General features: G+C 69.1%; 27 protein-coding genes, 4 tRNA genes and 1 pseudogene. 9 read left to right on the forward strand and 23 right to left on the reverse strand.

All coding sequences use genetic code 11. The annotated features are described in order from the left end of the window. Window positions 1–136 precede the first annotated feature (136 nt). The 5 genes from rplA to OG609_RS16605 all read right to left on the reverse strand — a co-directional run bounded on the left by rplA (window position 137) and on the right by OG609_RS16605 (window position 3,024). A complete protein-coding gene (gene rplA / locus OG609_RS16585) occupies window positions 137–859 on the reverse strand; it encodes a 50S ribosomal protein L1 (RefSeq protein ID WP_266358741.1) in 723 nt (240 codons plus the stop codon). A gap of 81 nt (window positions 860–940) precedes the next feature. Then, entirely contained in the window at window positions 941–1,375 is a 435-nt protein-coding gene (gene rplK, locus OG609_RS16590) for a 50S ribosomal protein L11 (protein WP_006126872.1), read from the reverse strand. A 176-nt stretch (window positions 1,376–1,551) separates the two neighbouring features. Next, on the reverse strand, window positions 1,552–2,484 hold the full coding sequence (gene nusG / locus OG609_RS16595) for a transcription termination/antitermination protein NusG (protein ID WP_327273525.1): 933 nt from the start codon (window positions 2,482–2,484) through the stop codon (window positions 1,552–1,554). Between the two features lie 73 nt (window positions 2,485–2,557). Then, complete coding sequence (gene secE / locus OG609_RS16600) at window positions 2,558–2,845, reverse strand: preprotein translocase subunit SecE (RefSeq protein ID WP_327273526.1); 288 nt, start codon at window positions 2,843–2,845, stop codon at window positions 2,558–2,560. A 106-nt stretch (window positions 2,846–2,951) separates the two neighbouring features. After that, window positions 2,952–3,024: transfer RNA gene (locus tag OG609_RS16605), tRNA-Trp, on the reverse strand. Window positions 3,025–3,249: 225 nt separating this feature from the next. Between OG609_RS16605 and OG609_RS16610 the strand changes: the two genes are divergently transcribed. Next, a complete protein-coding gene (locus OG609_RS16610) occupies window positions 3,250–4,476 on the forward strand; it encodes a pyridoxal phosphate-dependent aminotransferase (protein ID WP_327273527.1) in 1,227 nt (408 codons plus the stop codon). A gap of 246 nt (window positions 4,477–4,722) precedes the next feature. Further along, window positions 4,723–5,730: pseudogene (locus OG609_RS16615) on the forward strand (adenosine deaminase); the annotation flags it as partial. A gap of 62 nt (window positions 5,731–5,792) precedes the next feature. Here the strand turns inward: OG609_RS16615 and OG609_RS16620 are convergent. Further along, window positions 5,793–6,398 (reverse strand): TetR/AcrR family transcriptional regulator, encoded by a 606-nt coding sequence (locus OG609_RS16620; protein WP_327273528.1) that lies wholly within the window; start codon window positions 6,396–6,398, stop codon window positions 5,793–5,795. A gap of 88 nt (window positions 6,399–6,486) precedes the next feature. On the opposite strand from OG609_RS16620, the gene OG609_RS16625 reads away from it, so the two are divergent. Continuing rightward, entirely contained in the window at window positions 6,487–7,122 is a 636-nt protein-coding gene (locus OG609_RS16625; RefSeq protein WP_327273529.1) for an NAD(P)-dependent oxidoreductase, read from the forward strand. Between the two features lie 12 nt (window positions 7,123–7,134). Here the strand turns inward: OG609_RS16625 and OG609_RS16630 are convergent, their stop codons facing one another. From OG609_RS16630 to OG609_RS16665, 8 genes are all read right to left on the reverse strand, one after another. Then, the gene (locus OG609_RS16630; RefSeq protein WP_327273530.1) at window positions 7,135–8,190 is read right to left on the reverse strand and encodes a UDP-N-acetylmuramate dehydrogenase; all 1,056 of its coding nucleotides are present in this window, start codon (window positions 8,188–8,190) and stop codon (window positions 7,135–7,137) included. Window positions 8,191–8,260: 70 nt separating this feature from the next. Then, complete coding sequence (locus OG609_RS16635) at window positions 8,261–9,691, reverse strand: DHA2 family efflux MFS transporter permease subunit (RefSeq protein ID WP_327273531.1); 1,431 nt, start codon at window positions 9,689–9,691, stop codon at window positions 8,261–8,263. Window positions 9,692–9,766: 75 nt separating this feature from the next. Continuing rightward, window positions 9,767–10,315, reverse strand: coding sequence for a TetR/AcrR family transcriptional regulator (locus OG609_RS16640; RefSeq protein ID WP_327278077.1), 549 nt, complete (start codon window positions 10,313–10,315; stop codon window positions 9,767–9,769). Between the two features lie 130 nt (window positions 10,316–10,445). Further along, window positions 10,446–10,874 (reverse strand): MaoC family dehydratase, encoded by a 429-nt coding sequence (locus OG609_RS16645; RefSeq protein WP_327273532.1) that lies wholly within the window; start codon window positions 10,872–10,874, stop codon window positions 10,446–10,448. Next, window positions 10,874–11,326, reverse strand: a complete 453-nt coding sequence (locus OG609_RS16650) for a MaoC family dehydratase N-terminal domain-containing protein (protein WP_093897220.1) — start codon at window positions 11,324–11,326, stop codon at window positions 10,874–10,876. Before OG609_RS16650 ends, OG609_RS16645 begins: the two co-directional genes overlap by 1 nt. Window positions 11,327–11,429: 103 nt before the next feature. After that, window positions 11,430–11,594 (reverse strand): 50S ribosomal protein L33, encoded by a 165-nt coding sequence (gene rpmG, locus OG609_RS16655; RefSeq protein ID WP_003956487.1) that lies wholly within the window; start codon window positions 11,592–11,594, stop codon window positions 11,430–11,432. Between the two features lie 89 nt (window positions 11,595–11,683). Then, window positions 11,684–11,756, reverse strand: a tRNA-Met gene (locus tag OG609_RS16660). Window positions 11,757–11,801: 45 nt separating this feature from the next. Further along, window positions 11,802–11,874, reverse strand: a tRNA-Thr gene (locus OG609_RS16665). 302 nt (window positions 11,875–12,176) lie between these two features. Between OG609_RS16665 and OG609_RS16670 the strand changes: the two genes are divergently transcribed. Next, window positions 12,177–13,469: an amidohydrolase family protein gene (locus OG609_RS16670; protein WP_327273533.1), complete on the forward strand. Its 1,293-nt coding sequence runs from the start codon at window positions 12,177–12,179 to the stop codon at window positions 13,467–13,469. A gap of 34 nt (window positions 13,470–13,503) precedes the next feature. Further along, window positions 13,504–14,160 (forward strand): SDR family oxidoreductase, encoded by a 657-nt coding sequence (locus OG609_RS16675; RefSeq protein ID WP_327273534.1) that lies wholly within the window; start codon window positions 13,504–13,506, stop codon window positions 14,158–14,160. A 63-nt stretch (window positions 14,161–14,223) separates the two neighbouring features. Here OG609_RS16675 and OG609_RS16680 read toward each other — a convergent pair whose 3' ends face one another. Then, window positions 14,224–14,673 (reverse strand): DUF523 domain-containing protein, encoded by a 450-nt coding sequence (locus tag OG609_RS16680; RefSeq protein ID WP_327273535.1) that lies wholly within the window; start codon window positions 14,671–14,673, stop codon window positions 14,224–14,226. 75 nt (window positions 14,674–14,748) lie between these two features. Further along, window positions 14,749–14,830: transfer RNA gene (locus tag OG609_RS16685), tRNA-Tyr, on the reverse strand. Between the two features lie 214 nt (window positions 14,831–15,044). On the opposite strand from OG609_RS16685, the gene OG609_RS16690 reads away from it, so the two are divergent. The 3 genes from OG609_RS16690 (at window position 15,045) to OG609_RS16700 (ending at window position 16,947) form a co-directional block, all read left to right on the forward strand. Continuing rightward, window positions 15,045–15,533 carry a YajQ family cyclic di-GMP-binding protein gene (locus tag OG609_RS16690; protein WP_030926258.1) on the forward strand — a complete coding sequence of 163 codons (489 nt, stop codon included), beginning with the start codon at window positions 15,045–15,047 and terminating at the stop codon, window positions 15,531–15,533. 186 nt (window positions 15,534–15,719) lie between these two features. Next, window positions 15,720–16,229 (forward strand): methylated-DNA--[protein]-cysteine S-methyltransferase, encoded by a 510-nt coding sequence (locus tag OG609_RS16695; RefSeq protein ID WP_327273536.1) that lies wholly within the window; start codon window positions 15,720–15,722, stop codon window positions 16,227–16,229. A gap of 1 nt (window position 16,230) precedes the next feature. Continuing rightward, complete coding sequence (locus OG609_RS16700) at window positions 16,231–16,947, forward strand: alpha-ketoglutarate-dependent dioxygenase AlkB family protein (protein ID WP_327273537.1); 717 nt, start codon at window positions 16,231–16,233, stop codon at window positions 16,945–16,947. On the opposite strand, the gene OG609_RS16705 is transcribed toward OG609_RS16700, so the two are convergent. Beyond that, window positions 16,908–17,180, reverse strand: coding sequence for a GlsB/YeaQ/YmgE family stress response membrane protein (locus OG609_RS16705; RefSeq protein ID WP_327273538.1), 273 nt, complete (start codon window positions 17,178–17,180; stop codon window positions 16,908–16,910). The two genes, OG609_RS16700 and OG609_RS16705, sit on opposite strands and share 40 nt — an antisense overlap. Before the next feature lie 106 nt (window positions 17,181–17,286). Continuing rightward, complete coding sequence (locus OG609_RS16710) at window positions 17,287–17,844, reverse strand: SMI1/KNR4 family protein (protein ID WP_327273539.1); 558 nt, start codon at window positions 17,842–17,844, stop codon at window positions 17,287–17,289. Between the two features lie 111 nt (window positions 17,845–17,955). Here OG609_RS16710 and OG609_RS16715 point away from each other — a divergent pair, with 111 nt between their 5' ends. Beyond that, on the forward strand, window positions 17,956–18,357 hold the full coding sequence (locus OG609_RS16715) for a YccF domain-containing protein (protein ID WP_327273540.1): 402 nt from the start codon (window positions 17,956–17,958) through the stop codon (window positions 18,355–18,357). Window positions 18,358–18,491: 134 nt separating this feature from the next. Here OG609_RS16715 and OG609_RS16720 read toward each other — a convergent pair whose 3' ends face one another. The 5 genes from OG609_RS16720 to OG609_RS16740 form a co-directional block, all read right to left on the reverse strand. Beyond that, entirely contained in the window at window positions 18,492–19,286 is a 795-nt protein-coding gene (locus tag OG609_RS16720; RefSeq protein WP_327273541.1) for an integrase, read from the reverse strand. A 334-nt stretch (window positions 19,287–19,620) separates the two neighbouring features. Then, window positions 19,621–20,484 carry a zinc metalloprotease HtpX gene (gene htpX, locus OG609_RS16725; protein ID WP_327273542.1) on the reverse strand — a complete coding sequence of 288 codons (864 nt, stop codon included), beginning with the start codon at window positions 20,482–20,484 and terminating at the stop codon, window positions 19,621–19,623. A 215-nt stretch (window positions 20,485–20,699) separates the two neighbouring features. Further along, a complete protein-coding gene (gene mscL / locus OG609_RS16730; RefSeq protein ID WP_327273543.1) occupies window positions 20,700–21,158 on the reverse strand; it encodes a large conductance mechanosensitive channel protein MscL in 459 nt (152 codons plus the stop codon). A 97-nt stretch (window positions 21,159–21,255) separates the two neighbouring features. After that, a complete protein-coding gene (locus OG609_RS16735) occupies window positions 21,256–22,830 on the reverse strand; it encodes an NADH-quinone oxidoreductase subunit N (protein ID WP_327273544.1) in 1,575 nt (524 codons plus the stop codon). Next, window positions 22,827–24,377, reverse strand: coding sequence for a complex I subunit 4 family protein (locus OG609_RS16740; RefSeq protein WP_327278078.1), 1,551 nt, complete (start codon window positions 24,375–24,377; stop codon window positions 22,827–22,829). Before OG609_RS16740 ends, OG609_RS16735 begins: the two co-directional genes overlap by 4 nt. Window positions 24,378–24,393: the final 16 nt, after the last annotated feature.

A 24,393-nucleotide genomic window follows, 5' to 3' on the forward strand; every position in this document is an offset into this window, starting at 1 on the left:
TCGAAGCCTCACGCTAACGCACAGCTCCGACACAGCCACCGGTTACATACGGATACGAGGACGGGCCCCGCACCTCGAAAGGTTGCGGGGCCCGTCAATGTCACACGTGACGCGGCTTGCTGCCGAGCGCTGAGGCTCAGACGGCGGCCGGGTCCTCCTCGACGAGGAGGTTACGGGTGCGGTTGGCGTCCAGCGGGATGCCGGGGCCCATCGTGGTGGCCAGGGTGGCCTTCTTGATGTAGCGGCCCTTGGCGGCGGACGGCTTCAGACGGAGGATCTCCTCCAGCGCCGCTGCGTAGTTCTCCACCAGCTTGGTGTCGTCGAACGAGACCTTGCCGATGATGAAGTGCAGGTTCGAGTGCTTGTCGACGCGGAACTCGATCTTGCCGCCCTTGATGTCGTTGACAGCCTTCGCGACATCGGGGGTGACGGTGCCGGTCTTCGGGTTCGGCATCAGACCACGCGGACCGAGCACCCGGCCGAGGCGGCCGACCTTGCCCATGAGGTCCGGGGTGGCGACGACGGCGTCGAAGTCCAGACGGCCCTTCGCCACCTCGTCGATGAGCTCGTCGGCGCCGACGATGTCGGCGCCCGCGGCTTCCGCGGCCGCAGCACGGTCACCGGTCGCGAAGACCAGGACCCGGGCGGTCTTGCCGGTGCCGTGCGGGAGGTTCACGGTGCCACGGACCATCTGGTCGGCCTTGCGAGGGTCAACGCCCAGGCAGAACGCGACCTCGACGGTGCCGTCGAACTTGGTGGAGGCGGTCTCCTTGGCGAGACGGACGGCCTCGAGCGGGGCGTAGTTGCGCGCCCGGTCGATCTTGGCGTCCGCAGCGCGGAGGTTCTTGCTGCGCTTCACTTCTACTCCTGTGGTTTCAGGGTGTGGAGTCGTGGTGCGGGCCAGCGCTTGGCCCTACCACTGAGGACGTGAGGGGCTGAATCAGCCTTCGACCGTGATGCCCATCGAACGGGCGGTGCCAGCGATGATCTTCGACGCGGCGTCGAGGTCGTTGGCGTTCAGGTCGGGGAGCTTCGTCGTGGCGATCTCACGGACCTGGGCAGCCGTCAGCTTGGCGACCTTGGTCTTGTGCGGCTCGCCGGAGCCCTTCTCCACGCCCGCGGCCTTGAGGATCAGCTTCGCGGCCGGCGGAGTCTTGGTGACGAAGGTGAAGGAACGGTCTTCGTAGACCGTGATCTCCACCGGCACGACCATGCCACGCTGCGACTCGGTCGCGGCGTTGTAGGCCTTGCAGAATTCCATGATGTTGACGCCGTGCTGGCCGAGCGCGGGGCCGACCGGCGGGGCCGGGTTGGCCGCACCGGCGTTGATCTGGAGCTTGATAAGCCCCGTGACCTTCTTCTTCTTGGGAGGCATTGCTCTCTCCGGGTCCTAGTGAGAGTTTTTCGCCGCCGTCCGGTCATCCGGATGGAGGCATACCGCACAACGATAACGGGTATAGCTGCGCGACCAAAAACCGAGCAGGTCAGACCGGCTGTGAAGCCGGTCTGACCTGCTGGGTAGGCATGTGTCCAGAAACTGGCGGGAAGCCGCTAGTTCTTCTGGATCTGGTCGAAGCTGAGCTCGACCGGCGTCTCGCGGCCGAAGATCTCGACGAGACCCTTGACCTTCTTCGAGTCCGCGTTGATCTCGTTGATCGTCGCCTGCAGCGTCGCGAACGGGCCGTCGGTGACGGTGACCGAGTCGCCCACCTCGAAGTCGAGCACCTGCACCTCGACCTTGCGGGACGGAACCGGCTTGCCCTCGGCCTCGGCGGCCTCGCGGGCGGCCTTCTCCTCGGCCTCCGGGGCGAGCATCTTGACGATCTCGTCCAGGGTCAGCGGGTACGGGTCGTAGGCGTTGCCCACGAAGCCGGTGACGCCGGGGGTGTTACGGACGACGCCCCAGGACTCGTTCGTCAGGTCCATGCGCACCAGGACATAGCCCGGGAGCTTGTTCTGGCGGACGTTCTTGCGCTCGCCGTTCTTGATCTGGACGATCTCTTCCTCGGGCACTTCGGCCTGGTAGATGAACTCCTCGACGTTGAGCGAGACGGCGCGCTGCTCCAGGTTGGCCTTCACGCGCTTCTCGTAACCGGCGTACGTGTGGATGACGTACCACTCGCCGGGAAGGCCGCGCAGCTCCTCGCGCAGGGCGGTGACGGCGTCGACGGGGGCGGCCGGCTCGGCCTCTTCCCCGGCTTCCTCGTCGTCGTCCTCGGCGGGCTCGTCGTCGTTCTCGGAACCGGCGTCGCCCTCGGCGGGCTCGTCGTCGTTCTCGGAACCGGCGTCGGCCTCCGCGGCCTCGTCGTCGTCCTCGGTGTGCAGGGCGGCCTGCTCGGCGGGCTCACCTGCGGCGGCGTCGGCAGCTTCGGCCTGGTCCGGCTCCTCGGCGTCCGCCCCCTCGACGATGTCGAGCTCGTCCTCGGCGGACTCGAAGGCGCCCGCCGTCGGCTCGACGGCGTCGTTCAGGTTCGGGTCAGACACGGTGGCTGCTTCTTCCTGGATACAAATGGGTGGAACATGCGAAAGGGGCGCCCATGAGGCGCCCTCCGCGGGATCAGCCGAAGACGTACTTGATGACCCGCTGGAATCCGAAGTCAATCACGGTCACCAGACCAATCATGACGACGACGAAGACAATCACCACTGAGGTGTATGTCGTCAGCTGATTACGAGTCGGCCAGACAACCTTGCGCAACTCGGCGACGATCTGGCGGTAGAACAGCGCGAGGCGGCCCAGAGGACCCTTCTTGCCGCGCTTGCCGCCCTTCCGGGCCTTCTTCTTCGACTCGGGCACTTCATCCTCGGCATCAGGCATGTCGATGGAGCCCACGGCGTCCGTCACGCTTCTCACCTGATTCCGGGTCATGGCCGTGCCGCGCCCGGTGGAGCCGCACGGCGGTGCATTGAAGTACGTACATGCGCACACATCCTGGCGAAGGAGTGTGTAGCAGGGCCGGAGGGACTTGAACCCCCAACCGCTGGTTTTGGAGACCAGTGCTCTACCAATTGAGCTACGACCCTTTGTGGTTTCCACCAACCTACCGCATCTTCCCCGATGCTCCGGGTGCAGGAACGGTGCGGCTGGTGAAGGCCAACGACAGGTGAGTGTACGTGTTCAGCGGCCCGGCGTCGAACAGATAGCTCCCGACAACTCCTGGTCGCATGTTGTCCACATGCTGTCCGAGTCCTGTCCGGTCCCTGAAACCCCTGTGCCGACAGGGATTGCGGTCTGGGACCATGGGGGCCATGAGCGCTGCAACTTCTCCCTCCGAGCGCCGGGTCTCCGCCCGCATCGGTGCAATCTCCGAGTCCGCCACCCTCGCCGTCGACGCCAAGGCCAAGGCCCTCAAGGCCGCCGGCCGTCCGGTGATCGGCTTCGGTGCCGGTGAGCCCGACTTCCCGACCCCCGGCTACATCGTCGAGGCCGCGGTCGAGGCCTGCCGCAACCCGAAGTACCACCGTTACACCCCGGCGGGAGGGCTCCCGGAGCTCAAGGCCGCCATCGCGGAGAAGACGCTGCGCGACTCCGGCTACGAGGTCGACGCCTCCCGGATCCTGGTGACCAACGGCGGCAAGCAGGCCATCTACCAGGCGTTCGCCGCGATCCTCGACCCGGGCGACGAGGTCATCGTCCCGGCTCCGTACTGGACCACCTACCCCGAGTCCATCCGTCTCGCCGGCGGTGTCCCGGTGGAGGTCGTGGCCGACGAGACGACCGGTTACCGGGTCTCCGTCGAGCAGCTGGAGGCCGCGCGCACCGAGCGTACGAAGGTCGTCCTGTTCGTCTCCCCGTCGAACCCGACCGGTGCGGTGTACAGCGAGGCCGACGCCAAGGCGATCGGCGAGTGGGCCGTCGAGCACGGCCTGTGGGTGCTCACCGACGAGATCTACGAGCACCTGGTCTACGGCGACGCGAAGTTCACCTCGCTGCCGGCACTCGTTCCCGCGCTGCGCGACAAGTGCATCGTGGTCAACGGCGTCGCCAAGACGTACGCGATGACCGGCTGGCGGGTGGGCTGGCTCATCGGCCCGAAGGACGTGGTCAAGGCCGCGACCAACCTGCAGTCGCACGCCACGTCCAACGTCTCCAACGTCGCCCAGGTCGCCGCGCTGGCCGCCGTCTCCGGGGACCTGGACGCGGTCGCCGAGATGCGGACCGCGTTCGACCGGCGCCGGCAGACCATCGTCCGGATGCTCAACGAGATCGACGGCGTGCTGTGCCCGGAGCCCGAGGGCGCGTTCTACGCGTACCCCTCGGTCAAGGAGCTGCTCGGCAAGGAGATCCGCGGCAAGCGCCCGGCCACCTCGGTCGAGCTGGCGGCGCTGATCCTGGACGAGGCCGAGGTCGCGGTCGTACCGGGCGAGGCCTTCGGCACGCCGGGCTACCTGCGGCTCTCGTACGCCCTGGGCGACGACGACCTCGTCGAGGGCGTCTCGCGGCTCCAGAAGCTGCTGGGCGAGGCCAAGGCCTGACGTTCCGTGTTGCACATAAGCGGGCTCCCGGCCGAGCCGGGAGCCCGCTTATGCGTTCAGGCAAGCGCTCGTTCGATGAATCCGGCTGCCTGGGCCGAGATCCTTGCGGCAGGATCTTCGAGTGACTCCTCCCCCAACAACAGGGGGCTTCTCATTCGGCCTGATGATCGGCCTCGTGACGGACAAGCCCTGCCCGATGCCTTTCGGCACAGTGCGGAGCGTAGCAGCTACAGAAGGTGATCGGACATGGATCGTGACGTCCGGCTGTTGCCCAAGGCCCACCTGCACCTGCATTTCACCGGGTCGATGCGGCCCACGACCCTGCTCGAACTCGCCGACAAGTACGGCGTGCATCTGCCGGAGGCCCTGACCGGCGGCGAGCCGCCCAGGCTGCGGGCCACGGACGAGCGCGGGTGGTTCCGCTTCCAGCGGCTCTACGACATCGCCCGGTCCTGTCTGAGGACCCCCGAGGACATCCGGCGGCTCGTGCGCGAGACGGCCCAGGAGGATGTCGCGGACGGCTCCGGCTGGCTGGAGATCCAGGTCGACCCGACCTCGTACGCCCCGCTTCTCGGCGGGCTGATCCCGGCGATCGAGATCATCCTGGACGCGGTGGACAGCGCGTCGCGCGAGACCGGTCTGCCGATCCGGGTGGTGATCGCGGCGAACCGGATGAAGCACCCGCTGGACGCCCGGACCCTGGCGCGGCTCGCGGTGCGGTACGCGGACCGGGGCGTGGTCGGATTCGGGCTCTCCAACGACGAGCGGCGCGGGATGGCCCGGGACTTCGACCGGGCCTTCGCCATCGCCCGCGACGGCGGTCTGCTGGCGGCCCCGCACGGCGGCGAGCTGGCCGGCCCTTCGAGCGTGCGGGACTGTCTGGACGATCTCGACGCGGCCCGGATCGGGCACGGCGTACGGGCCGCCGAGGATCCCCGGCTGTTGCGCAGGCTGGCGGAGCGGGGAGTGACCTGCGAGGTGTGCCCGGCGTCGAACGTGGCACTGGGCGTCTATGAGAAGCCCGCAGACGTACCCCTGCGCACTTTGTTCGAGGCCGGGGTGCCGATGGCGCTGGGCGCGGACGATCCGCTGCTCTTCGGCTCGCGGCTGGCCGCACAGTACGACCTCGTACGGCACCACCACGCGTTCACGGACGAGGAGCTGGCGGAACTGGCCCGGCAGTCGGTGCGGGGCTCCGCGGCTCCGGCCGCGGTACGGACGGAGCTCCTGGCGGGCATCGATGACTGGCTGTCGAAGCCGGCGGGCCAGGAACCTGGTCCGGGATTGTTCTCCCCCGGCCGCCGGACGGGCCCGGCCTACGCCCCGACGCCCTGTATGAGCGTCCTGGCCACGGACGCGGCGAACGCGTCGAGGGACTGCGGCGGCCCCCCGCCCTCCGTGGCCTCGTAGGCGAACGCCCGCTGCGCGCAGGCCCCCAGGAGCAGCGACGCGGCCGCATAGGTGTCCACGTCGGCCCGCACCCGCCCGGCGGCCTGCTCGGAGCGCAGATACGCGTCCAGGCCGCGGATGGGCATGTGCGGGCCGGTGCCCAGCTCCCTCATCGCCGCGTTGTGGCGTTCTTTGAGCCTGGGCTCGGCGTACAGCGAGGCGGCGATCGGGAAGCTCTGTTCGTAGAAGAGGGCGGCCTGGCGGGCGATCTCGGTGAGGTTCTGCTCAACGGTGCGCTCCCCCACTCCAGGGGTCGCGATGAGCCGCTTCAGCAGCGGGCTGAGCCTGGGCAGCCGCTCTTTGAGCACGGCCACGAACAACTCTTCCTTGCTGGGGAAGTGCTTGTAGAGCGCGGCCTCCGAGCAGCCTGCGGCTCTGGCGATCTCCTTGGTGGTGGCACGGGCCAGGCCGATGGTGAGCATCAGCTGATGGGCGGCGTCGATGATGCGGACGCGGGCCGGCTTCTGCTCCATGTGCACTCCAATGAAGCTTGACGAGGTGGTGAGTATCCGCTCACTCTAGAGGTGAGTGAATACTTACTCACCCCTGGGAGGGTGCGCAATGAGGATCACGGTGTTCGGTGCGACAGGCGGCGTCGGTCGGGAAATCGTCCGCCAGGCGGTGGCGGCGGGCCATGAAGTGACGGCGGTGGTCCGCGATCCGGCTCGACTGCCCGTCCCGCTCTCCGCCGTACAGGTCCACACGGCGGCGCGCATCGACGACCCGGAGGCGCTGCGCGAGGCGGTCGCGGGCCGGGACGCGGTGCTTTCCGGTCTCGGCTCGCGCGGCCGGAAGGCCGACGGGATCGCCGAGCGGCTCACCCGGTCGGTGCTGCGGGCGATGGAGGCCGAGGGGACCCGGCGGCTGCTGGTGGTCAGCGCGGCCCCGGTCGCACCGAAGCCCGCGGACGACCCGCTGCTGGACCGGATGATGCTGAAGGCGATCGGGGCGATCCTCAAGGAGGTCTACGCGGACCTGACGCTGATGGAGGCCGCACTGGCCCGCAGCGCGACGGACTGGACGTCCGTACGGCCGCCGAAGCTCACCAACGGGCCGCTGACGGGGACGTACCGCACGGTCTACGGCAGCAACCCACGCAGCGGCCGGTCCATCTCGCGGGCCGACGTGGCGCACGCGATGCTGGCGCTGATCGACGATCCGGCGGCGGTGAAGCAGGGCGTGGGCGTGGCGTACTGAGCGGCGCGCCTGCTACAGGCTCACGCCGACCGTCACGGGTTCGTTGACGAGCGTGACGCCGAATGCCTCGTGGACCCCGGCGACGACCTCACGGGCGAGCGCGAGGAGATCCTCGGTGGTCGCGCCGCCGCGGTTGGTGAGCGCGAGGGTGTGCTTGGTGGAGATACGGGCCGGTCCCGTGCCGTATCCCTTGGTGAAACCGGCCTTGTCGATGAGCCAGGCCGCGGAGGTCTTGGTGCGTCCCCCGTCCGCGGGGAAGGCGGGTGGCGTCACCTCGGGGCCCAGCCGGTCCTTGGCGCGGGCGAGGAACGCCTCGTACTCCGCCTCCTCCAGGATCGGGTTGGTGAAGAAGGAACCGGCCGACCAGGAGTCGTGGTCCTCCGGGTCCAGCACCATGCCCTTGCCGGCGCGGAGCCTGAGCACGGTTTCGCGGGCGGCCGCGGCGGGCACGCGCTCGCCCTGTTCGACGCCCATGGCGCGGGCCGTCTCGGGGTACTTCAGGGGCGCGGACAGACCGCCCGCCTCTTCCAGCTCGAAGCGGACACGCAGCACCACGAAGCGGTCGGGTTCTGCCTTGAAGCGACTGTGCCGGTACGAGAATGCGCACTCGGCGTTCGGGATGGTGACTGTTTCGCGGGTGTACCGGTCGTAGGCGACGACCTCCGTGATGGTGGAGGACACCTCCTGGCCGTAGGCGCCCACGTTCTGGATCGGCGTCGCCCCCGCGGAGCCCGGAATTCCGGCCAGGCACTCGATGCCTGCGAGACCGGCTTCGACGGTGCGGGCGACGGCGTCCGTCCAGACCTCCCCGGCGGCCAGTTCCAGCGTCGTACCGTCCAGGGCGAAGCCCTCGGTCGCGATGCGCAGGGCGGTGCCGTCGAAGCCCTTGTCGCCGATGACCAGGTTGCTGCCGCCGCCGATGACGAGGAGCGGGGTGCCGCTCTCGTCGGCCTCCCGCACGGCTTCGATCACCTCGGCGTCGGTCGTCGCCGTGAGAAGGCGGGCGGCGGGGCCGCCGAGCCGGAAGGTGGTCAGGGGGGCGAGGGGGGCGTCGTGGAGTTCCTGCACGGGGACAAGAGTACGGTCCGTGGCCCCGCCGCTCGGGCGGGGCCACGGACCGTACACGCGCAGCCGTGGCTCAGGCTGCGGTCAGGATGCGCTCCTCGGCTGCCTCGGGCCCTGGGGCGGCCGCACTGCGGCGGCCGGGGATCAGCAGGGCGACCAGGGCGGCCAGCGCCACCGCACCGGCGCCGATCCACACCGCCGGAACGGTCCCGTCCGTGAAGGACTGCGCGGAGTCGTAACCGCCCTGCGAGGAGAAGACGGTGGCGAGCACGGCGACCCCGAGGGATCCGCCGACCTCACGCAGGGCGTTGTTGGCGCCCGAGGCGATGCCCTGCTCGGCGGGGCGGACGCTGGACATCACGAGGCTGGCGGCGGGCGCGAAGTACAGGGCCATGCCGACGCCGCCGACGATCAGACCGGGCAGTTGCGAGGCGTACGAGGCATCGGGGCCGAGAGCCATCGCGAAGAAGGCGAGGCCGACCGCCTGGAGCACGAGCCCGGCCACCACCACGGGCCGACCGCCGAAGCGGTCGGAGAGCATCCCCGCGACGGGCGCGACCAGCATCGGCATTCCGGTCCAGGGCAGCATCCGCAGACCGGCCTCGGTGGGCGAGTAGCCCAGCACGCCCTGGAAGTACTGGCTGAGCAGGAAGATCGACCCGAACATCCCGAGGAACATCAGCAGGCCGGCCATGTTGATCCCGAAGAACGCACGGCTGCGGAAGAGCCGCATGGGCAGCATCGGGTTCTTCGCGTGGAAGCCGTGGTGGATGAATCCGCCGATGAGCGCGGCGCCGGCGAACAGGGCCGTGAGGACGGTGGGGCTGGTCCAGCCGTCGGAGTTGGCGTTGACCAAGCCGTAGACGATGCCGAAGAGTCCGGCGCTGACCAGGAGCGTGCCGGGTATGTCGAGCCGCGAGTCCGGCGCGTGCGACTCCGCCAGGCGCAGCCGCGCCAGCGGCAGCAGGACCAGACCGATCGGGACGTTCAGCCAGAAGATCCACTGCCAGGACAGGTGCTCGGTGAGGCTGCCGCCGATCAGCGGTCCGCTGGCCACGGCCAGTCCGGTGACGGCGCCGAAGATGCCGAGCGCGGCACCGCGGCGTGCGGGCGGCACGGCGGCCGTGAGCAGCGTGAGCGTCAGCGGCATCATGATCGCGGCGCCCACGCCCTGGACGGCTCGGAAGGCGATCAGTTCGTTGATCCCGGGCGAGAGTGCTGCCGCGGCGGAGGCACCTGTGAAGACGGTGAGCCCGGCGAGGAAGAGCCGACGCCGGCCGAACCGGTCGCCGAGGGCTGCCCCGAGCATCAGCAGCACGGCGAAGGTGAGGGTGTACGCGTTCACCGTCCATTCGAGCTCCGCCAGTTCGCCGCCGAGGCTCTTGCGGATGGAGGGCAGGGCGGTGGTGACGACGAGGTTGTCGAGGGCCGCCATGAATCCGGCGACGCTGGTGATGACAAGGGCCCAGACCGCTCCTGAGCGACCTGCCGTGTGCTGGTTCACTGCTCCCCCTGGGGGTTAGTTATCAATGACTAACTTCTCTGGGCAGAAAACCGGACAGAACCCGGGTCGCACTGTTCAGGCGATCGGCCTGGCCGAGTCATAGAACCCCGACCAGACCCTGTGACCGGCCGGGAAGCCGAGCGAGGTCAGCGTGTTGACGAGCATGGCGTACGCGAGGAACGTCGTCGTCTCATTGACCTCGGCGCCGAGCACGGGATGGATCTCGTCCCACATCTGCAGCCAGCCGGCGCGAGCCGACTCGCCGAACTCGTGATCCCCCGAGGCCTCGGCCGCCGCGACGGCCGCGTACATCTGCATCTGCATGAGCAGCTTGTCCGGATCGTCGACGATCAGACGCTGATACGCAGTGGCCATGGCATGCAGCGCCTCTTCGCCCTCAAGCCCTTCGGCCGCATCGGAGAAGACCTTCCGGGTGTCCGCGAGACAGCGGTCGGCGGCGGCGAGGAACATGGCCTGCTTGTTGGGGAAGAGGCGGAACAGGTACGGCTGCGAGACGCCGACGCGCTTGGCGATCGCCTCGGTGGAGGTGGCGGCGTAGCCGCCTCGGGCGAACTCGGTGATCGCCGCACGAATGACGCTCTCGCGCCGCTCTTCCGCACTCATCCTTGCCATGCCACTAAGTTAGTAGTCAATCACTAACTTCGTCAACCGGTACGCCGGGAGGGGCAGGTGCAAGAAACACGTAAGGGGCACCGCCCTATGGACGGTGCCCCTTACGCCGCACTCAACGGCTTCAGCCGAGCCGCACCACCGCACGGGACATGCCCAGCACCTTCTTGCCCTCGCTCATGGCCGTCAGGTCCACCCGCACCTGCTTGTCGTCCAGCAGGGCGGCCACCTTGGCGCTGACCTCGATCAGGGCGCCCTTGTCGTCGTTCGGCACGACAACCGGCTTGGTGAACCGCACTCCGTACTCGATGACCGCGCCCGGGTCGCCGACCCAGTCCGTGACCACCCGGATCGCCTCGGCCATGGTGAACATGCCGTGCGCGATCACATCCGGCAGTCCGACCTCGCGGGCGAACTTCTCGTTCCAGTGGATCGGGTTGAAGTCACCGGAAGCGCCTGCGTACTGCACCAGCGTCGCCCGGCTCACCGGGAAGGACTGCGCCGGCAGCTCCGTACCGACCTCGACCGACTCGTAAGCAACCTTCGCCGTCATCACGCCTCCTCGGCGGCGCGCGCCACCAGCTTCGTCCACGCGGTCACGACGTGCTCACCGGATTCGTCGTGGACCTCGCCACGGATATCCAGGACGTCGTTGCCCGCCAGGGACTTGATGCCCTCGATCGTCGAGGTGACCGTCAGCCGGTCCCCCGCCCGCACGGGGCGCACATAGGCGAACTTCTGGTCCCCGTGCACCACGCGGCTGTAATCCAGGCCCAGCTGCGGGTCCTGCACCACCTGTCCCGCGGCCTTGAAGGTGATCGAGAAGACGAACGTCGGCGGCGCGATCACATCGCTGTGGCCGAGCGCCTTGGCGGCCTCGGGGTCGACGTACACCGGATTCGTGTCGCCCACCGCCTCGGCGAACTCGCGAATCTTCTCCCGGCCGACCTCGTACGGCGGGGTGGGCGGATAGATCCGCCCCACGAAGGACTGGTCGAGCGCCATGAGCTCGCTACCTCCTGATGAAAGTTGAAAAGGCCGAAGGACAGCCCCCATACAACGACACGAGGCCGCCCCCAGTGGGGACGGCCTCGTGTACGAGCCTGTTTCAGCGCGTTTCGCGGTGCGCAGTGTGAGAGTTGCAGCGCGGGCAGTGCTTCTTCATCTCAAGACGGTCCGGGTTGTTACGCCGGTTCTTCTTGGTGATGTAGTTCCGCTCCTTGCACTCCACGCAGGCCAGCGTGATCTTCGGGCGGACGTCGGTGGCAGCCACGTGAGTGCTCCTTGGACGGACGGATGGACGGATGAACGCAAAAAAGAGTAGCCGATCGAAGGACCGACCCCACAATCGGCTACCGTAAGTAGCGGTGACCGGACTTGAACCGGTGACACAGCGATTATGAGCCGCTTGCTCTACCGACTGAGCTACACCGCTTTGATGACGAGTCCCCCCGCCGAAGCGGGGTTTCCCGATCACCAGAGCCCCAATGCGGAATCGAACCGCAGACCTTCTCCTTACCATGGAGACGCTCTACCGACTGAGCTATTGGGGCGAGCGATGAAGACATTACACGGTCGGTCGCCGATCGCCCAAATCCGTTTCGAAGCCCCGACCTGCGCCCTTGATCGAGACCCCGCCGATCCCCAGACCGGCGGCCTTCCGGCCCGCCCACCAGCTGCTTCAACAGCGCCTCGGCCACCGGTTGAGCCACCGCGGCCCCAGCCGTACACCCGTGCCCCGGATACCCCTCAGGGCCACACCGGTACGACTATTTCGCTCCTCCTCGAACCGGACCGAACACACCCCTAGGCTCGACTCACTCTGCGTGATCTTGTACCCCTTCCCAGGAGCGCGATGCCCGACAGCCAGCCGCGACGGCCGGACGACGACGCCGACGCGACCAGCAGCCCCGACACCGCCGCCACCGCCGAGACCGGCACCCTGGTGCTCTGCGGCGCCCGTCTCACCGACGGCCGCATCGTGGACGTACGGCTCGGCGGCAGCCGCATCGAGGCCGTCGGCACCGCGGGCAGCCTGACCGCACCGGGCCCGCGGGTGGACCTGCGCGGCTACCTGCTGCTCCCCGCCCCCGCCGAGCCCCACGCCCACAGCGACACCGCGCTCACCGCGCACGGTGCGGGCCCCGACAGTCCGGGACCCGTGTCGCACCGCCGGGAGGACATCCAGCGCCGCGCCACCGAGGCCTCCCTGCTGCAGCTCGGCCACGGCGCCACCGCACTGCGCACACACGTGCGGATCGGGGACGTCCAGGGCCTCACCTCCCTCGAAGCCGTACTGCAGGCACGCCGCTCGCTGCGCGGACTCGCCGAGCTGACCCCCGTCGCCGTACCCCGCCTGCTCACCGGCGTCGCGGGCGCCGACAACCTGGCCATGCTGCGTGACGCCGTGAAGATGGGGGCCGGCGCGGTCGGCGGCTGCCCCGACCTCGACCCGGATCCGGCGGGCTACGCGGAAGCCGTCCTGGAGATCGCCGCCGAACAGGGCTGCCCCGTCGATCTGCACACGGACGGTGACGATCCGGCCCGGCTCGGCCGACTGGCCGCCATGGCGGGCGGGCTGCGGCCCGGTGTCTCCATCGGCCCGTGCGTCGGCCTCGCGCGGCTTCCTCCTCAGGCAGCGGCCCGCGCCGCCGACCAGCTCGCCGCGGCCGAAGTGACGGTGATCTGCCTTCCCCAGGGCGGCTGCTGCGGGGTGGAAGGCCGGGGCACCGCCCCCGTACGACTGCTGCGGGCGGCCGGAGTACGGGTCGCGGCGGGCAGCGGAGCGCTGCGGGACGTCGCAAACCCTGTGGGCCGCGGGGATCCGCTGGAGGCCGCCTACCTGCTGGCCTCGCAGAGCGGGATGCGGGCCGACGAGGCGTACGAGGCGGTCTCCTCGGTCGCGAGGAAGGCGATGGGGCTGCCCGAGGTCAGGGTCGAGGCCGGCTTCCCGGCCGAGCTGCTCGCCGTACGCGGGGAGCAGCTCTCGGGCGTGCTGTCGCTCGCCTACAGCCGGGTCGTGGTGCATCGCGGCCGGGTCGTGACGCGGACGAGTGCGGTGCGCGAGTACTGCGACTCGGAGACCGTCGTCGCCCTCGGTCTGCCCCGCCAGGCCCGGCCGGATTCCGGTCCCTGCGGCGGGCCCTGAGCGCGTGGGCCCGCTGCGGCGTACGGTCGTGACCATGCGCATTGTCATCGCAGGTGGACATGGTCAGATCGCGCTGCGGCTGGAGCGACTGCTCGCCGCGCGCGGGGACGAGGCCGTAGGCGTCATCCGGAATCCGCAACAGAGCGAGGACCTCCGGGCCGCAGGCGCCGAGCCGGTCGTCCTGGATCTCGAATCGGCCTCCGTCGAGGAGGTGGCGGAGGTGCTGCGTGGCGCCGACGCAGCGGTCTTCGCGGCCGGTGCGGGCCCGAACAGCGGCTCGGAACGCAAGGAGACGGTGGATCGCGGCGCGGCGGTGCTGTTCGCGGACGCGGCGGAACGGGCAGGCGTACGGCGTTATGTAGTGGTCTCGTCGATGGGCGCCGACCCCGACCACCCGGGCGACGAGGTCTTCGACGCCTACCTGCGGGCGAAGGGCGCGGCGGACGCGTACGTGCGCTCCAGGACCGCACTCGACTGGACGATCCTGCGCCCCGGAATGCTGACGAACGACGCGGGCACGGGGATGGTCCTCCTGACCGCCTCGACCGGCCGCGGACCGGTGCCGCGCGACGATGTGGCGGCGGCGCTGCTGGAGCTGCTGGAGACCCCGGCGACGGCGGGGCTGACCCTGGAACTCATCTCGGGGAACATGCCAGTGTCGGTCGCCGTGAAGGACGTGGCGGGGAACTGAGCCGTTGGTTCGGCTTTCCGACGACTGCACGGCCGGTCCGTGGCGGCGGCCCGCCGCCACGGTTCAGCCGCCCGGCGCCGGGCGGACCGTGATGCCGTGGCGCTCCAGCAGGGCGGCGGTGACGCCGTCGCCCTCGCGGAACTCGCCCGTGAACGTACCGTCATAGACCGTGCCACGCCCGCAGGAAGGGCTGCGCGCCATCAGCAGCGCCTCGGTGCACCCGGCCCTGCGCGCGGCCTCCAGCGCCCGCCGGGCGCCGTCCACGAACTCCTCCGTCACGTCGTGCCCGGTGTCGTCGACGACGCGGGCGCGACCGTCCAGCACGTCGTGGCCGTCGCCGCCGACGATCTCGGCGGGGCGGCGCGGGGTGGGCAGTCCGGCCGCGACCTCGGGACAGAAGGCGACGGGGTGGCGGTCCCCGATGGCCTCAGTCACTGCGGCGGAGGCCTTGCCGCGGCCGTCGAAGCGGCAGGGCACGCCGTGCAGACAGGCGCTGACCAGCACAGATTCCATGTTCACGAGCCTCTTCACGACCCCTCGCAGCAGAAACAAAGAAGGCCCCTGTCCTGGGACAGGGGCCTTGCTATGTGGCGGCGCCAGGGTTCGAACCTGGGTAGGCTGAGCCGGCAGATTTACAGTCTGCTCCCTTTGGCCACTCGGGCACACCGCCGGGGATTGCTGCCGTGAGAACCGCATTTCGGCGGTGCTCCGTGGCAACGACGTAAACGATACCCGATGCCCGGGGGTGCTACGCCACTGGATTGATCAGCGGCCCGATCGGGCGTGGGTGGCTAGGCTTTGATCGGCGGCGCGGGGTCGGCAGGCCCGCAGCCGCCCGTATGCACCCCGTTTCCCAGCACCCCCGATACAAGGAGCCACACGTCATGGCCGACTCCAGTTTCGACATCGTCTCGAAGGTCGAGCGGCAGGAGGTCGACAACGCCCTCAACCAGGCCGCCAAGGAAATCTCGCAGCGTTACGACTTCAAGGGCACCGGCGCCTCGATCTCCTGGTCCGGCGAGAAGATCCTGATGGAGGCGAACGGCGAGGAGCGGGTCAAGGCGATCCTCGACATCTTCCAGTCCAAGCTGATCAAGCGTGGCATCTCGCTGAAGTCTCTGGACGCGGGCGAGCCGCAGCTGTCCGGCAAGGAGTACAAGATCTTCGCCACGATCGAGGAGGGCATCTCCCAGGAGAACGCCAAGAAGGTGGCGAAGATCATTCGCGATGAGGGCCCGAAGGGCGTCAAGGCGCAGGTCCAGGGCGATGAGCTGCGGGTCAGCTCGAAGAGCCGGGACGATCTGCAGGCCGTGCAGGCGCTGCTGAAGGGCCAGGACTTCGACTTCGCCGTGCAGTTCGTGAACTACCGGTAGGTCTCCGGCAGGCCGTGTGCCTTCCGGGCGCGGGGTGGCGCGGAGCCGGATGCGCCGCTCCGCCCCGCACCCGGGATGCGATGTCCGAATACCGCCGGTCGCGGCGGAGCGGGGGACGCAGACTTGTCCATGCCGGACGACGATCCTGTCGATTTCCGGCTTGCCGGGCAAGGAGAGGGACCAGTCATGACCATGTACGCAACGGTCGACAGCCCGCTGGGTGAGCTGCTGCTGGTCGGCGAGGAGGCCACCGGCACGGCCGGCGAAGTCGCGCTCGCCTCACTCTCGCTGCCCGGCCAGAAGGGCGCCGCAGTCGTCCAGGACGGGTGGATCCACGCGCCGGAAGCCTTCGCGGGTATCGCCGCACAGCTGCGGGAGTACTTCGAGGGGCGGCTGACCCACTTCGACATCGTGTACGCGGACGGCCTGGGCACCGCCTTCCAGCGCCGGGTCTGGGCGGCGCTGGACACTGTCCCGTACGGGGAGACCGTGTCGTACGGGCAGATCGCCGAACGGATCGGTACGCCCGGGGCCGGCGTGCGGGCCGTGGGTACGGCGATCGGGCGCAATCCCCTGCTGGTCGTACGGCCATGCCATCGGGTGATCGGCGCGGACGGCGCCTTGCGGGGGTACGCGGGTGGCCTGGAGCGCAAGGAACAGCTTCTGGGGCTAGAGGGCGCCTTGGCGGTGCGCTGACATGTCCGGGCTCTTTCCGAGGCCGCGGGCCGTCGTCGCGCCGGGGGCCGTGCATGTGCCCGATTGGCTTCCGCCGGAGCGCCGACGGGAGTTGGTGGCGGCCTGCCGGGAATGGGCGCGCGGGCCTGTGCCCTTGCGGCACACGGTGGTGCCGGGTGGCGGGGTGATGTCCGTACAGACGGTCTGTCTGGGGTGGCACTGGCAGCCGTACCGGTATTCGCGCACGGCCGACGATGTGAACGGTGCGCGGGTTGCCGACTTCCCCGACTGGCTGGCGGAGTTGGGACGGGAAGCGCTGGCCGAGGCGTACGGGGACGAGAGCCCGGCGGCCCGGATGTACGCGCCGGACGCCGCCCTCATCAACTTCTACGACGGCGCGGCGCGGATGGGCATGCACCAGGACAAGGAGGAACGGTCCGGCGCTCCGGTGGTGTCACTCAGCATCGGCGACACCTGTGTCTTCCGCTTCGGGAACACGGAGAACCGTGGAAAGCCCTACACGGATGTGGAGTTGGCCTCCGGTGACCTGTTCGTCTTCGGCGGGCCTTCACGCTTCGCGTTCCACGGCGTACCGAAGGTCCGTCCGGGGACGGCCGATCCTGCGACGGGGATGAGCCGTGGCCGGCTCAATCTGACCCTGCGCGAGACCGGGTTGGGCACCCCATCCGCTGACGGGCGTCAGCGGCGTTCGCGGGAGTTCCCGAAGAGCAGCCGGTAGAGGATCAGCAGGACCAGCGAACCGCCGACGGCCGCGACCCAAGTGGCCGTGTCGTAGAAGTCGTTGGAGATCGGCCGGTCGAGGAAGCGCGACGATATCCAGCCGCCGAGGAAGGCACCGATGATCCCTATGAGGGTGGTGCCGACCAGGCCGCCCGGGTCGCGGCCCGGGAGCAGGACCTTGGCGATGGCGCCGGCAAGCAGTCCGAGAATGATCCAGCCAATGATGCTCATGCGTGCGAACCTACCCGTCACTCGGTCTTGGAATCCAAGACGTTCCTGCCGGTCGGGTGGTTGCAGTGCGCGGTCTGCGAACGGGCCGCACCCGCCTGTCCATGGGTCATGCGCGGGCGCTGAAATCCGGCCAGGGTGCCATGTCGGCCCCTTCGTCCTCGGACTCCTCGGAGTACCACGCAGTGCCGTCCAGCCAGCTGCGCAGCCATTGTGCGAGGTCGGGCTGGTCCACGTACCAGGCGTGCTCCGGCTCGTCGGCGTTCGGCTCGAAGAGCAGCACCGTGGTGTGTTCGCTGCGGCAGTCCACGCAGGAGAACATCCCGCAGCCCAGGCTGCATATCGGCAGCACGCCCTCCGGCCACGGCCACTCGCCCTCCTCGGTTGCTCTCCGACGGTGGGCGAGATACTGCGCGACGACGGACTCCTCCCCGTCCGGAGCCCGGTCGCCGATCAGCGGCATCAGACCGTACTCCGGCCCGAAGCCGCCGTTGGCGATCCGGGTGTACAGGGCGGTGAGCAGCGGCGGCAGGGCAAAGCCGAGGGCGGCTTCGGCACGCGCGACGCCCTCGGCGGTCAGGGGTGCCGGAAGGGGGTACCTGTCCCAGCGCGGGGTGGTGCGTGCGGTCTTCTCCGCGGCTGCCAGCAACTGCTCGGTGTCGTTCATGGGTTCATGGTGGACGACGGCACTGACAGTCAGGCGAGCCCTCTTCGGTTCCGGGACCGATACTGGCTTTGAACAGCCCTGACAGGCGAAACTTGCGGAAGGCTAGTGATCATGAAGCTCGTACAGCTGATCCTGAACGTCTTGTGGGTGGTGTTCTGTGGGTTCTGGATGGCCCTTGGCTACCTGCTCGCCGCGATCATCTGCTTCATCCTGATCGTGACGATCCCGTTCGGCATAGCCTCGCTGAGGATCGCCGGCTATGTGTTGTGGCCATTCGGGCGGACCACCGTGGAGCGGCCCGACGCGGGTGCGCCCTCATGCGTCGGTAACGTGATCTGGCTCATCTTCGCCGGGTGGTGGCTCGCACTGGGGCACCTGATCACGAGCATCCCGCTGTTCGTGTCGATCATCGGAATCCCCTTCGGCTGGGCAAACCTGAAGATGATCCCCATCTCGCTCATGCCGCTGGGCCGAGAGGTGGTCACGACCGATGAAGCGTTCGGAGCCCGCTAGGTCAGTGTGGTGATCCCGCCACGGACGACCCCGATTACCGGCCAGGCCCCAGGCCGTCCATCGCTGCCCCCAGGGGCGCCGACGGCAGTAGGCGGTACCACGCCGGACAGCCGGGCGCACTCCGTCGGCGGCGGTCAGGCCTCGCCGAGGTCGGTACAGTACGCGATCGTCGCATCGTCCGCCGTCACCGCGTGGCGCGCCTCCGCCTGCCGGACACGATGGATGATTTCGGCGGGTCCGCTCGATGCCAAGACGGTCATGACCTCTGGCCAGTCGGCGAGCCGGAACCGGTCCACGATGCGGCTGGCTCCATTGCTGAGCAGGACGGCACCGGTCAGCTCGGAGATCGGACGGCTTCCGGTGATCGCCTCGTCTGCCGCCCGCGGGTCGTCCTTGGCCACCCAGAAGCCGCCCGGCCGGTTCCGGTTGGCACGCAGGTCTCGGAGGACTCGGTGGTACTCATCGGTCCCCTCGGTGGCGGCCTCGAGCGCGGACCGGTACGGCCGACTGATGATCAACTCCCGGGGATCGGAGACGACGAGCGGCCCACCGTCTGCTCTGTCGAGCACGAGGACCGAGTCACCGAGCACCAAGTACTCAATGAGGCCGTCGTACAGGCGCAGGATGGCTACGGTCGCCGACGGACTGATGGGGTCGGCGACGTCGCAGGTGCCCCGGTGATCGTCCGTCGCCTGCTTGATGGCCTCGGCGAGCAGCGCCGAAAGACCGCGGTCCCGCACGAGTGACAGGAGGCTGAGGAGGCTGCCTCCCAGGCGGCCGGCGTACCAGGCCACGCCGTGCCGGCAGATCGATTCGGTACCGGAGATGCCGGCGCCGTCGATCAGCACCGCTGCCGTCGGTAGGGCGCCAGTGAAGTCCTCGTTCGCGTGGCCGGCCCGCGCCGCAGCGCTCGTCATTGTCACCCGCATGCCCTGCCGCCGCCCTCCCGCCGATCAAGGCGTCGACATCAACAACCGCCGACGCGCCTGGGGCGCACACATCTGCTGCCGTGCAGACGCGTCGGGCCCCATGAGCATCTGTCGGACAGATCCTGGCAGCTGTCGTCGTCCCCTGGCAGGGGACGCGCTTCAATGACGGCGTGGGAGCGACGATGAGTACGGGAGAATCAGCAACCGGCTGACGGGGTGCGGCTGCCTGACCGGGCTGGCGATCGCCGTGCTCGTTGTGCCCGGTATTCCTCTGTGGATTCTCTTCGGCCTGCTCTTCTCCGACTTCCACTGGCGGCGTCCGCACGGATCGTCCTCACGGACGATGACCTGCCATCTGCTCCAGGCGTGCGATGCGCTCCGCCATCGGCGGGTGTGTCGAGAACATCTTGGAGATGCCCTGGCCGGGGCGGAAGGGATTCGCGATCATCATGTGGCTCGCGGTCTCGATCCTCGGCTCGGGGGGCAGAGGGAGCTGTTTCGTACCGGCTTCGAGCTTCCGCAGGGCGCTGGCGAGGGCCAGTGGGTCGCCGGTCAGCTGGGCGCCCGAGGCATCCGCCTCGTATTCGCGGGAGCGGCTTACGGCCAGTTGGATGACGGAGGCGGCCAGCGGGCCGAGGATCATGATCAGCAGCATGCCGAGGATGCCGGGGCCCTCGTCGTCGTCGGACCGGCCCACCGGGATCAGCCAGGCGAAGTTGACCAGGAACATGACGACGGAGGCGAGCGCCCCGGCGACGGACGAGATCAGGATGTCGCGGTTGTAGACATGGCTCAGCTCGTGGCCAAGGACTCCGCGCAGCTCTCGCTCGTCCAGAATCTGCAGGATGCCCTCGGTGCAACAGACCGCCGCGTTGCGTGGATTGCGGCCGGTGGCGAAGGCGTTGGGCGCCTGTGTCGGGGAGATGTAGAGCCGGGGCATGGGCTGGCGGGCTGCTGTTGAGAGCTCGCGGACCATGCGGTAGAGCTGTGGCGCCTCGAATTCGCTGACGGGGCGGGCGCGCATGGCCCTGAGCGCCAGCTTGTCGCTGTTCCAGTACGCGTAGGCGTTGGTGCCGATGGCTACGAGGAGCGCGACGATCAGGCCTGTACGTCCGAAGAAGCTTCCGATGACGATGATGAGTGCGGACAGGCCCCCGAGGAGTACGGCGGTTCTCAGCCCATTGTGCCGGCGGTGCACGGTACGCCCTCCAAGTGGTGCGGCAGGGGAACCCTTTGCTTGGTGGTCTCCACTCCCCCAGTGGAGCCTCCCGTACTGGTCAACGCCAGGCGAGGAGAGCTAGTTCCCTTGTGCGCGCGGCCACGGGAACAGGGCCTGTCCGGCATTGGCGGCCGGATCAGGCCCTGGGCCGTACGGGTGGAGGGATCCACGTGTGCCGGTCGGCGTCGGGCGGCTCAGCGCTGGGCGGGGAGGCCGGCGAGTGCGAGGGCCTCGGGGTCCGGCTTGATCTCGCTGGTGCAGTGGGCGCAGCGGGAGGCGATGGCCGGGATCTCGGTGTAGCAGCGGGGGCAGTCGCGCACGGCGGCCTTGATGTCGACCTTCTCGTCCGCCTTGGAGAAGCGGTTCTGGACCTTCGTCATGGGGACGACGACGCAGAAGTAGAGCACCGCCGCGGTGATCAGGAAGGCGATGGCGGCGGCGAGGAACTTCCCGTACGGGAAGATGGCGCCCTCGATCGAGAACTCCGCCGCGCTGAAGTCTCCGACGGAACCGGTTGCGAGGCCGATCAGCGGGGTGATGAAGGCGGTGCTGAATCCGGTGACGACCGCGGTGAACGCGGCTCCGACGGCCAGCCCGATGGCCATGGAGATGACGTTTCCGCGCAGGATGAAGTCCTTGAACCCGTTCAGCACTGCTCTTGCTCCTCTGGGACATGCGTACGTTTGTGGGGATGTGCGGGCATGACCTTGCCCTGTACGGGTCGTCCCGGGCAAACCGATCTTGCGTACATCAGAAGAGATTGACGGCGGCGAACCTGAGGACCGTCTGCGGGGCACCGGAGAGTACGACGCCGACGACTGCGGTGAGGGCGATCGCGGCAGTGAGGGAGGCCGGGGCGCGGTGCCTGGTGGGGGCGGGTGCGGCCTCGTCCGCCGGGGTCTCTTCCGGAGCGCGGAAGAGCGCCGCGGTCCACTGCAGGTAGTAGTAGAGCGCGATCACGACATTGACGGCCATGACGACGGCGAGCCAGCCGAGTCCCGCGTCGACGGCCGCGGAGAAGACCGTGACCTTGGCGAAGAGGCCGACGATGCCGGGCGGCAGGCCGGCCAGGCAGAGCAGGAAGAAGGCCATCGCGAGGGCGGTCAGGGGGCGGGTGGCGTACAGGCCGCGGTAGTCGGAGATCCGGTTTCCGGGGTTCGTACGCGCGACGAGGGCCGCGACCGCGAATGCGCCGAGGTTCACGACGGCGTACATGAGCGCGTAGGCGACGGTGGAGCCGATGTGCTCGTCGCTGGAGTACGCGGCGGCGGCGATCGGCACCAGGAGATAGCCGGCCTGGGCGACGGACGACCAGGCGAGCAGGCGTACGGCGCTGCGGACGCGGGTGGCGTTCTGGCGCAGGGCGGCGACGTTGCCGGTCGTCATGGTGAGCGCGGCGAGGACGGCGAGGGCCGGTCCCCAGACGTCGGCGTACGCCGGGAACGCGATCACGGTGACGAGGATGAGGCCGGAGAAGCCGACCGCCTTGCCGACGACCGAAAGGTAGGCGGCGACCGGCAGGGGCGCGCCGACGTAGGTGTCGGGAACCCAGAAGTGGAAGGGCGCGGCGGCCGTCTTGAAGGCGAAGCCGACCAGGGTGAGGACCACACCCGCCTGGGCGAGGGTGTCGAGCTGCCCGGGTACGTCGTCGAGCCGGGCGGCGATCTCCGTGAGGTGCAGGGTGCCGGTGGTGGCGTACACGAAGCTGACGCCGAGCAGCATGACGGCGGTCGCGACGACGGAGGAGAGGAAGAACTTCAGCGCGGCTTCGGAGGAGCGCCTGTCGCCGCGCTTGATGCCGACGAGGGCGAAGGCGGGCAGCGAGGCGACTTCGAGGGCGACGACGAGGGTGGCGAGGTCGCGGGCGGCGGGCAGGAGTGCGGCGCCGGACGCGGAGGACAGCAGGAGGAACCAGAACTCGCCCGCGGGGAGTTTGCGTGTGTCGCCGAGGGAGAGCAGCGCCGTCAGCAGGGCGCCGCCGAGTACGAGTGCCTGGATGACGAGGGCGAAGTGGTCGGCGGTGTAGCTGCAGGCCCCGGTACCACTGGTGCCGGTGGTTGCTGCGGTGAGGCAGAAGGTGGAGCGGTCGCCGTCGCGCAGCGGGATGAGGAAGGCGAGTGCGGCCACGAGCCCGGCGATGGCGACCGGGCCGAGGAGCGGCTTGCGTTCCTCGGGCAGGAAGAGATCGGCGACCAGGACGATCAGGGCGACGGTCGCGACGACGACCGGGGGCGCGATCGCGAGCCAGTCGACGGACTGGACGAGGCTGGTGGTGCTCTCGGCCGCTGTGGTGACGACGCCCGGGGTGACGACGGCTGTGGTCACGACTTGCCTCCTGCGAGGAGCTTCTGCACGGCCGGGTCGGTGAGGCCGAGGAGGACGGCGGGCCACAGACCGGCGAGGACGGTGAGGGCGACGAGCGGGGTCCAGGCGGCGAATTCGTACGTCTGGACATCGGCCGGCTGCTGCGGCTCTTCCCGCTTCTCACCCATGCAGACCCGGCGTACGACGATCAGCATGTACGCGGCGGTGAGCAGGGTGCCGAACGCGGCGATCGACATGAAGGTGAGGAAGGCGGGGCGGCTGAGGCCGTCGGCGGGGTCGAAGGAGCCGAACAGGGCGAGCATCTCGCCCCAGAACCCGGCGAGCCCGGGCAGGCCCAGGGAGGCGACGGCGGCGAAGGCGAGGAGGCCGCCGAGGCGGGGGGCGCGGCCGTAGAGCGCGGCCCCGGTGGCGCCGGAGAGGGTGTCGAGGTCGGCGGTGCCGTACCGGTCCTTGACCGCGCCGACCAGGAAGAACAGCAGGCCGGTGATGAGACCGTGGGCGATGTTGGCGAAGAGCGCGCCGTTGACTCCGGTGGGGGTCATGCTCGCGATGCCGAGGAGTACGAAGCCCATGTGCCCGACGGAGGAGTACGCGATCAGGCGCTTGAGGTCGCCCTTGGAGCCCGGGCGGGCCAGCGCCAGGCAGGCGAGCGATCCGTAGACGATGCCGACGACCGCGAAGGCGGCGAGGTAGGGCGCGAAGGTGTGCATGCCGTCGGGGGTGATGGGGAGCAGGATGCGGATGAATCCGTACGTACCCATCTTCAGCAGGACTCCCGCGAGCAGGACCGAGCCGACGGTCGGGGCGGCGGTGTGGGCGTCCGGGAGCCAGCTGTGCAGCGGCCACATCGGGGTCTTCACGGCGAGCCCGATGCCGATCGCCAGAACGGCAATGACCTGCACGGACGAGGTGAGCCCACGGCCGTTGTCAGTGGCGAGTGCCACCATGTCGAAGGTGCCGCTCTTCAGTCCGATGAGGAGCAGGCCCAGCAGCATGATCACCGAGCCGAGCAGCGTGTAGAGGATGAACTTCCAGGCGGCAGCCTGCTTCTGCGCACCGCCCCAGCGGGCGATGAGGAAGTACATCGGGATGAGCACCATCTCGAACGCCAGGAAGAACAGCAGCAGATCGAGGACGGCGAAGGTCGCGAGGGTGCCGGACTCCAGGACGAGGATGAGTGCGACGAAGGCCTTCGGGGAGGGGCCTTCAGGCATTTTGAAGTAGCTGTAGAGCGCGCAGAGGAAGGTCAGCAGCGCGGTCAGTACGAGAAGGGGGAGCGAGATGCCGTCGATGCCGAGGTGGATGCGGACGTCGAGCGCCGGGATCCAGCTGATGTCGGTGGTGGCCTGCATCTTCGACGGGTGGTCGCGGTCGAAGCCGACGGCGAGCACGATCGCGGCGATGAGGATCGCACCGGTGACGGTCACTCCGTGGCGGAGCACGGCCTGGTCGGGGCTGGTCCCCTTCAGCCCGGGCGGGGCCGGCAGAAGGGCGGCCACGGCGCCGATGAGCGGGACGACGACGATGAACGCGAGAAGGAACTGCATCACGGATTCGCTGATA

This window comes from Streptomyces sp. NBC_01224 (assembly GCF_036002945.1).
Lineage (GTDB): Bacteria > Actinomycetota > Actinomycetes > Streptomycetales > Streptomycetaceae > Streptomyces.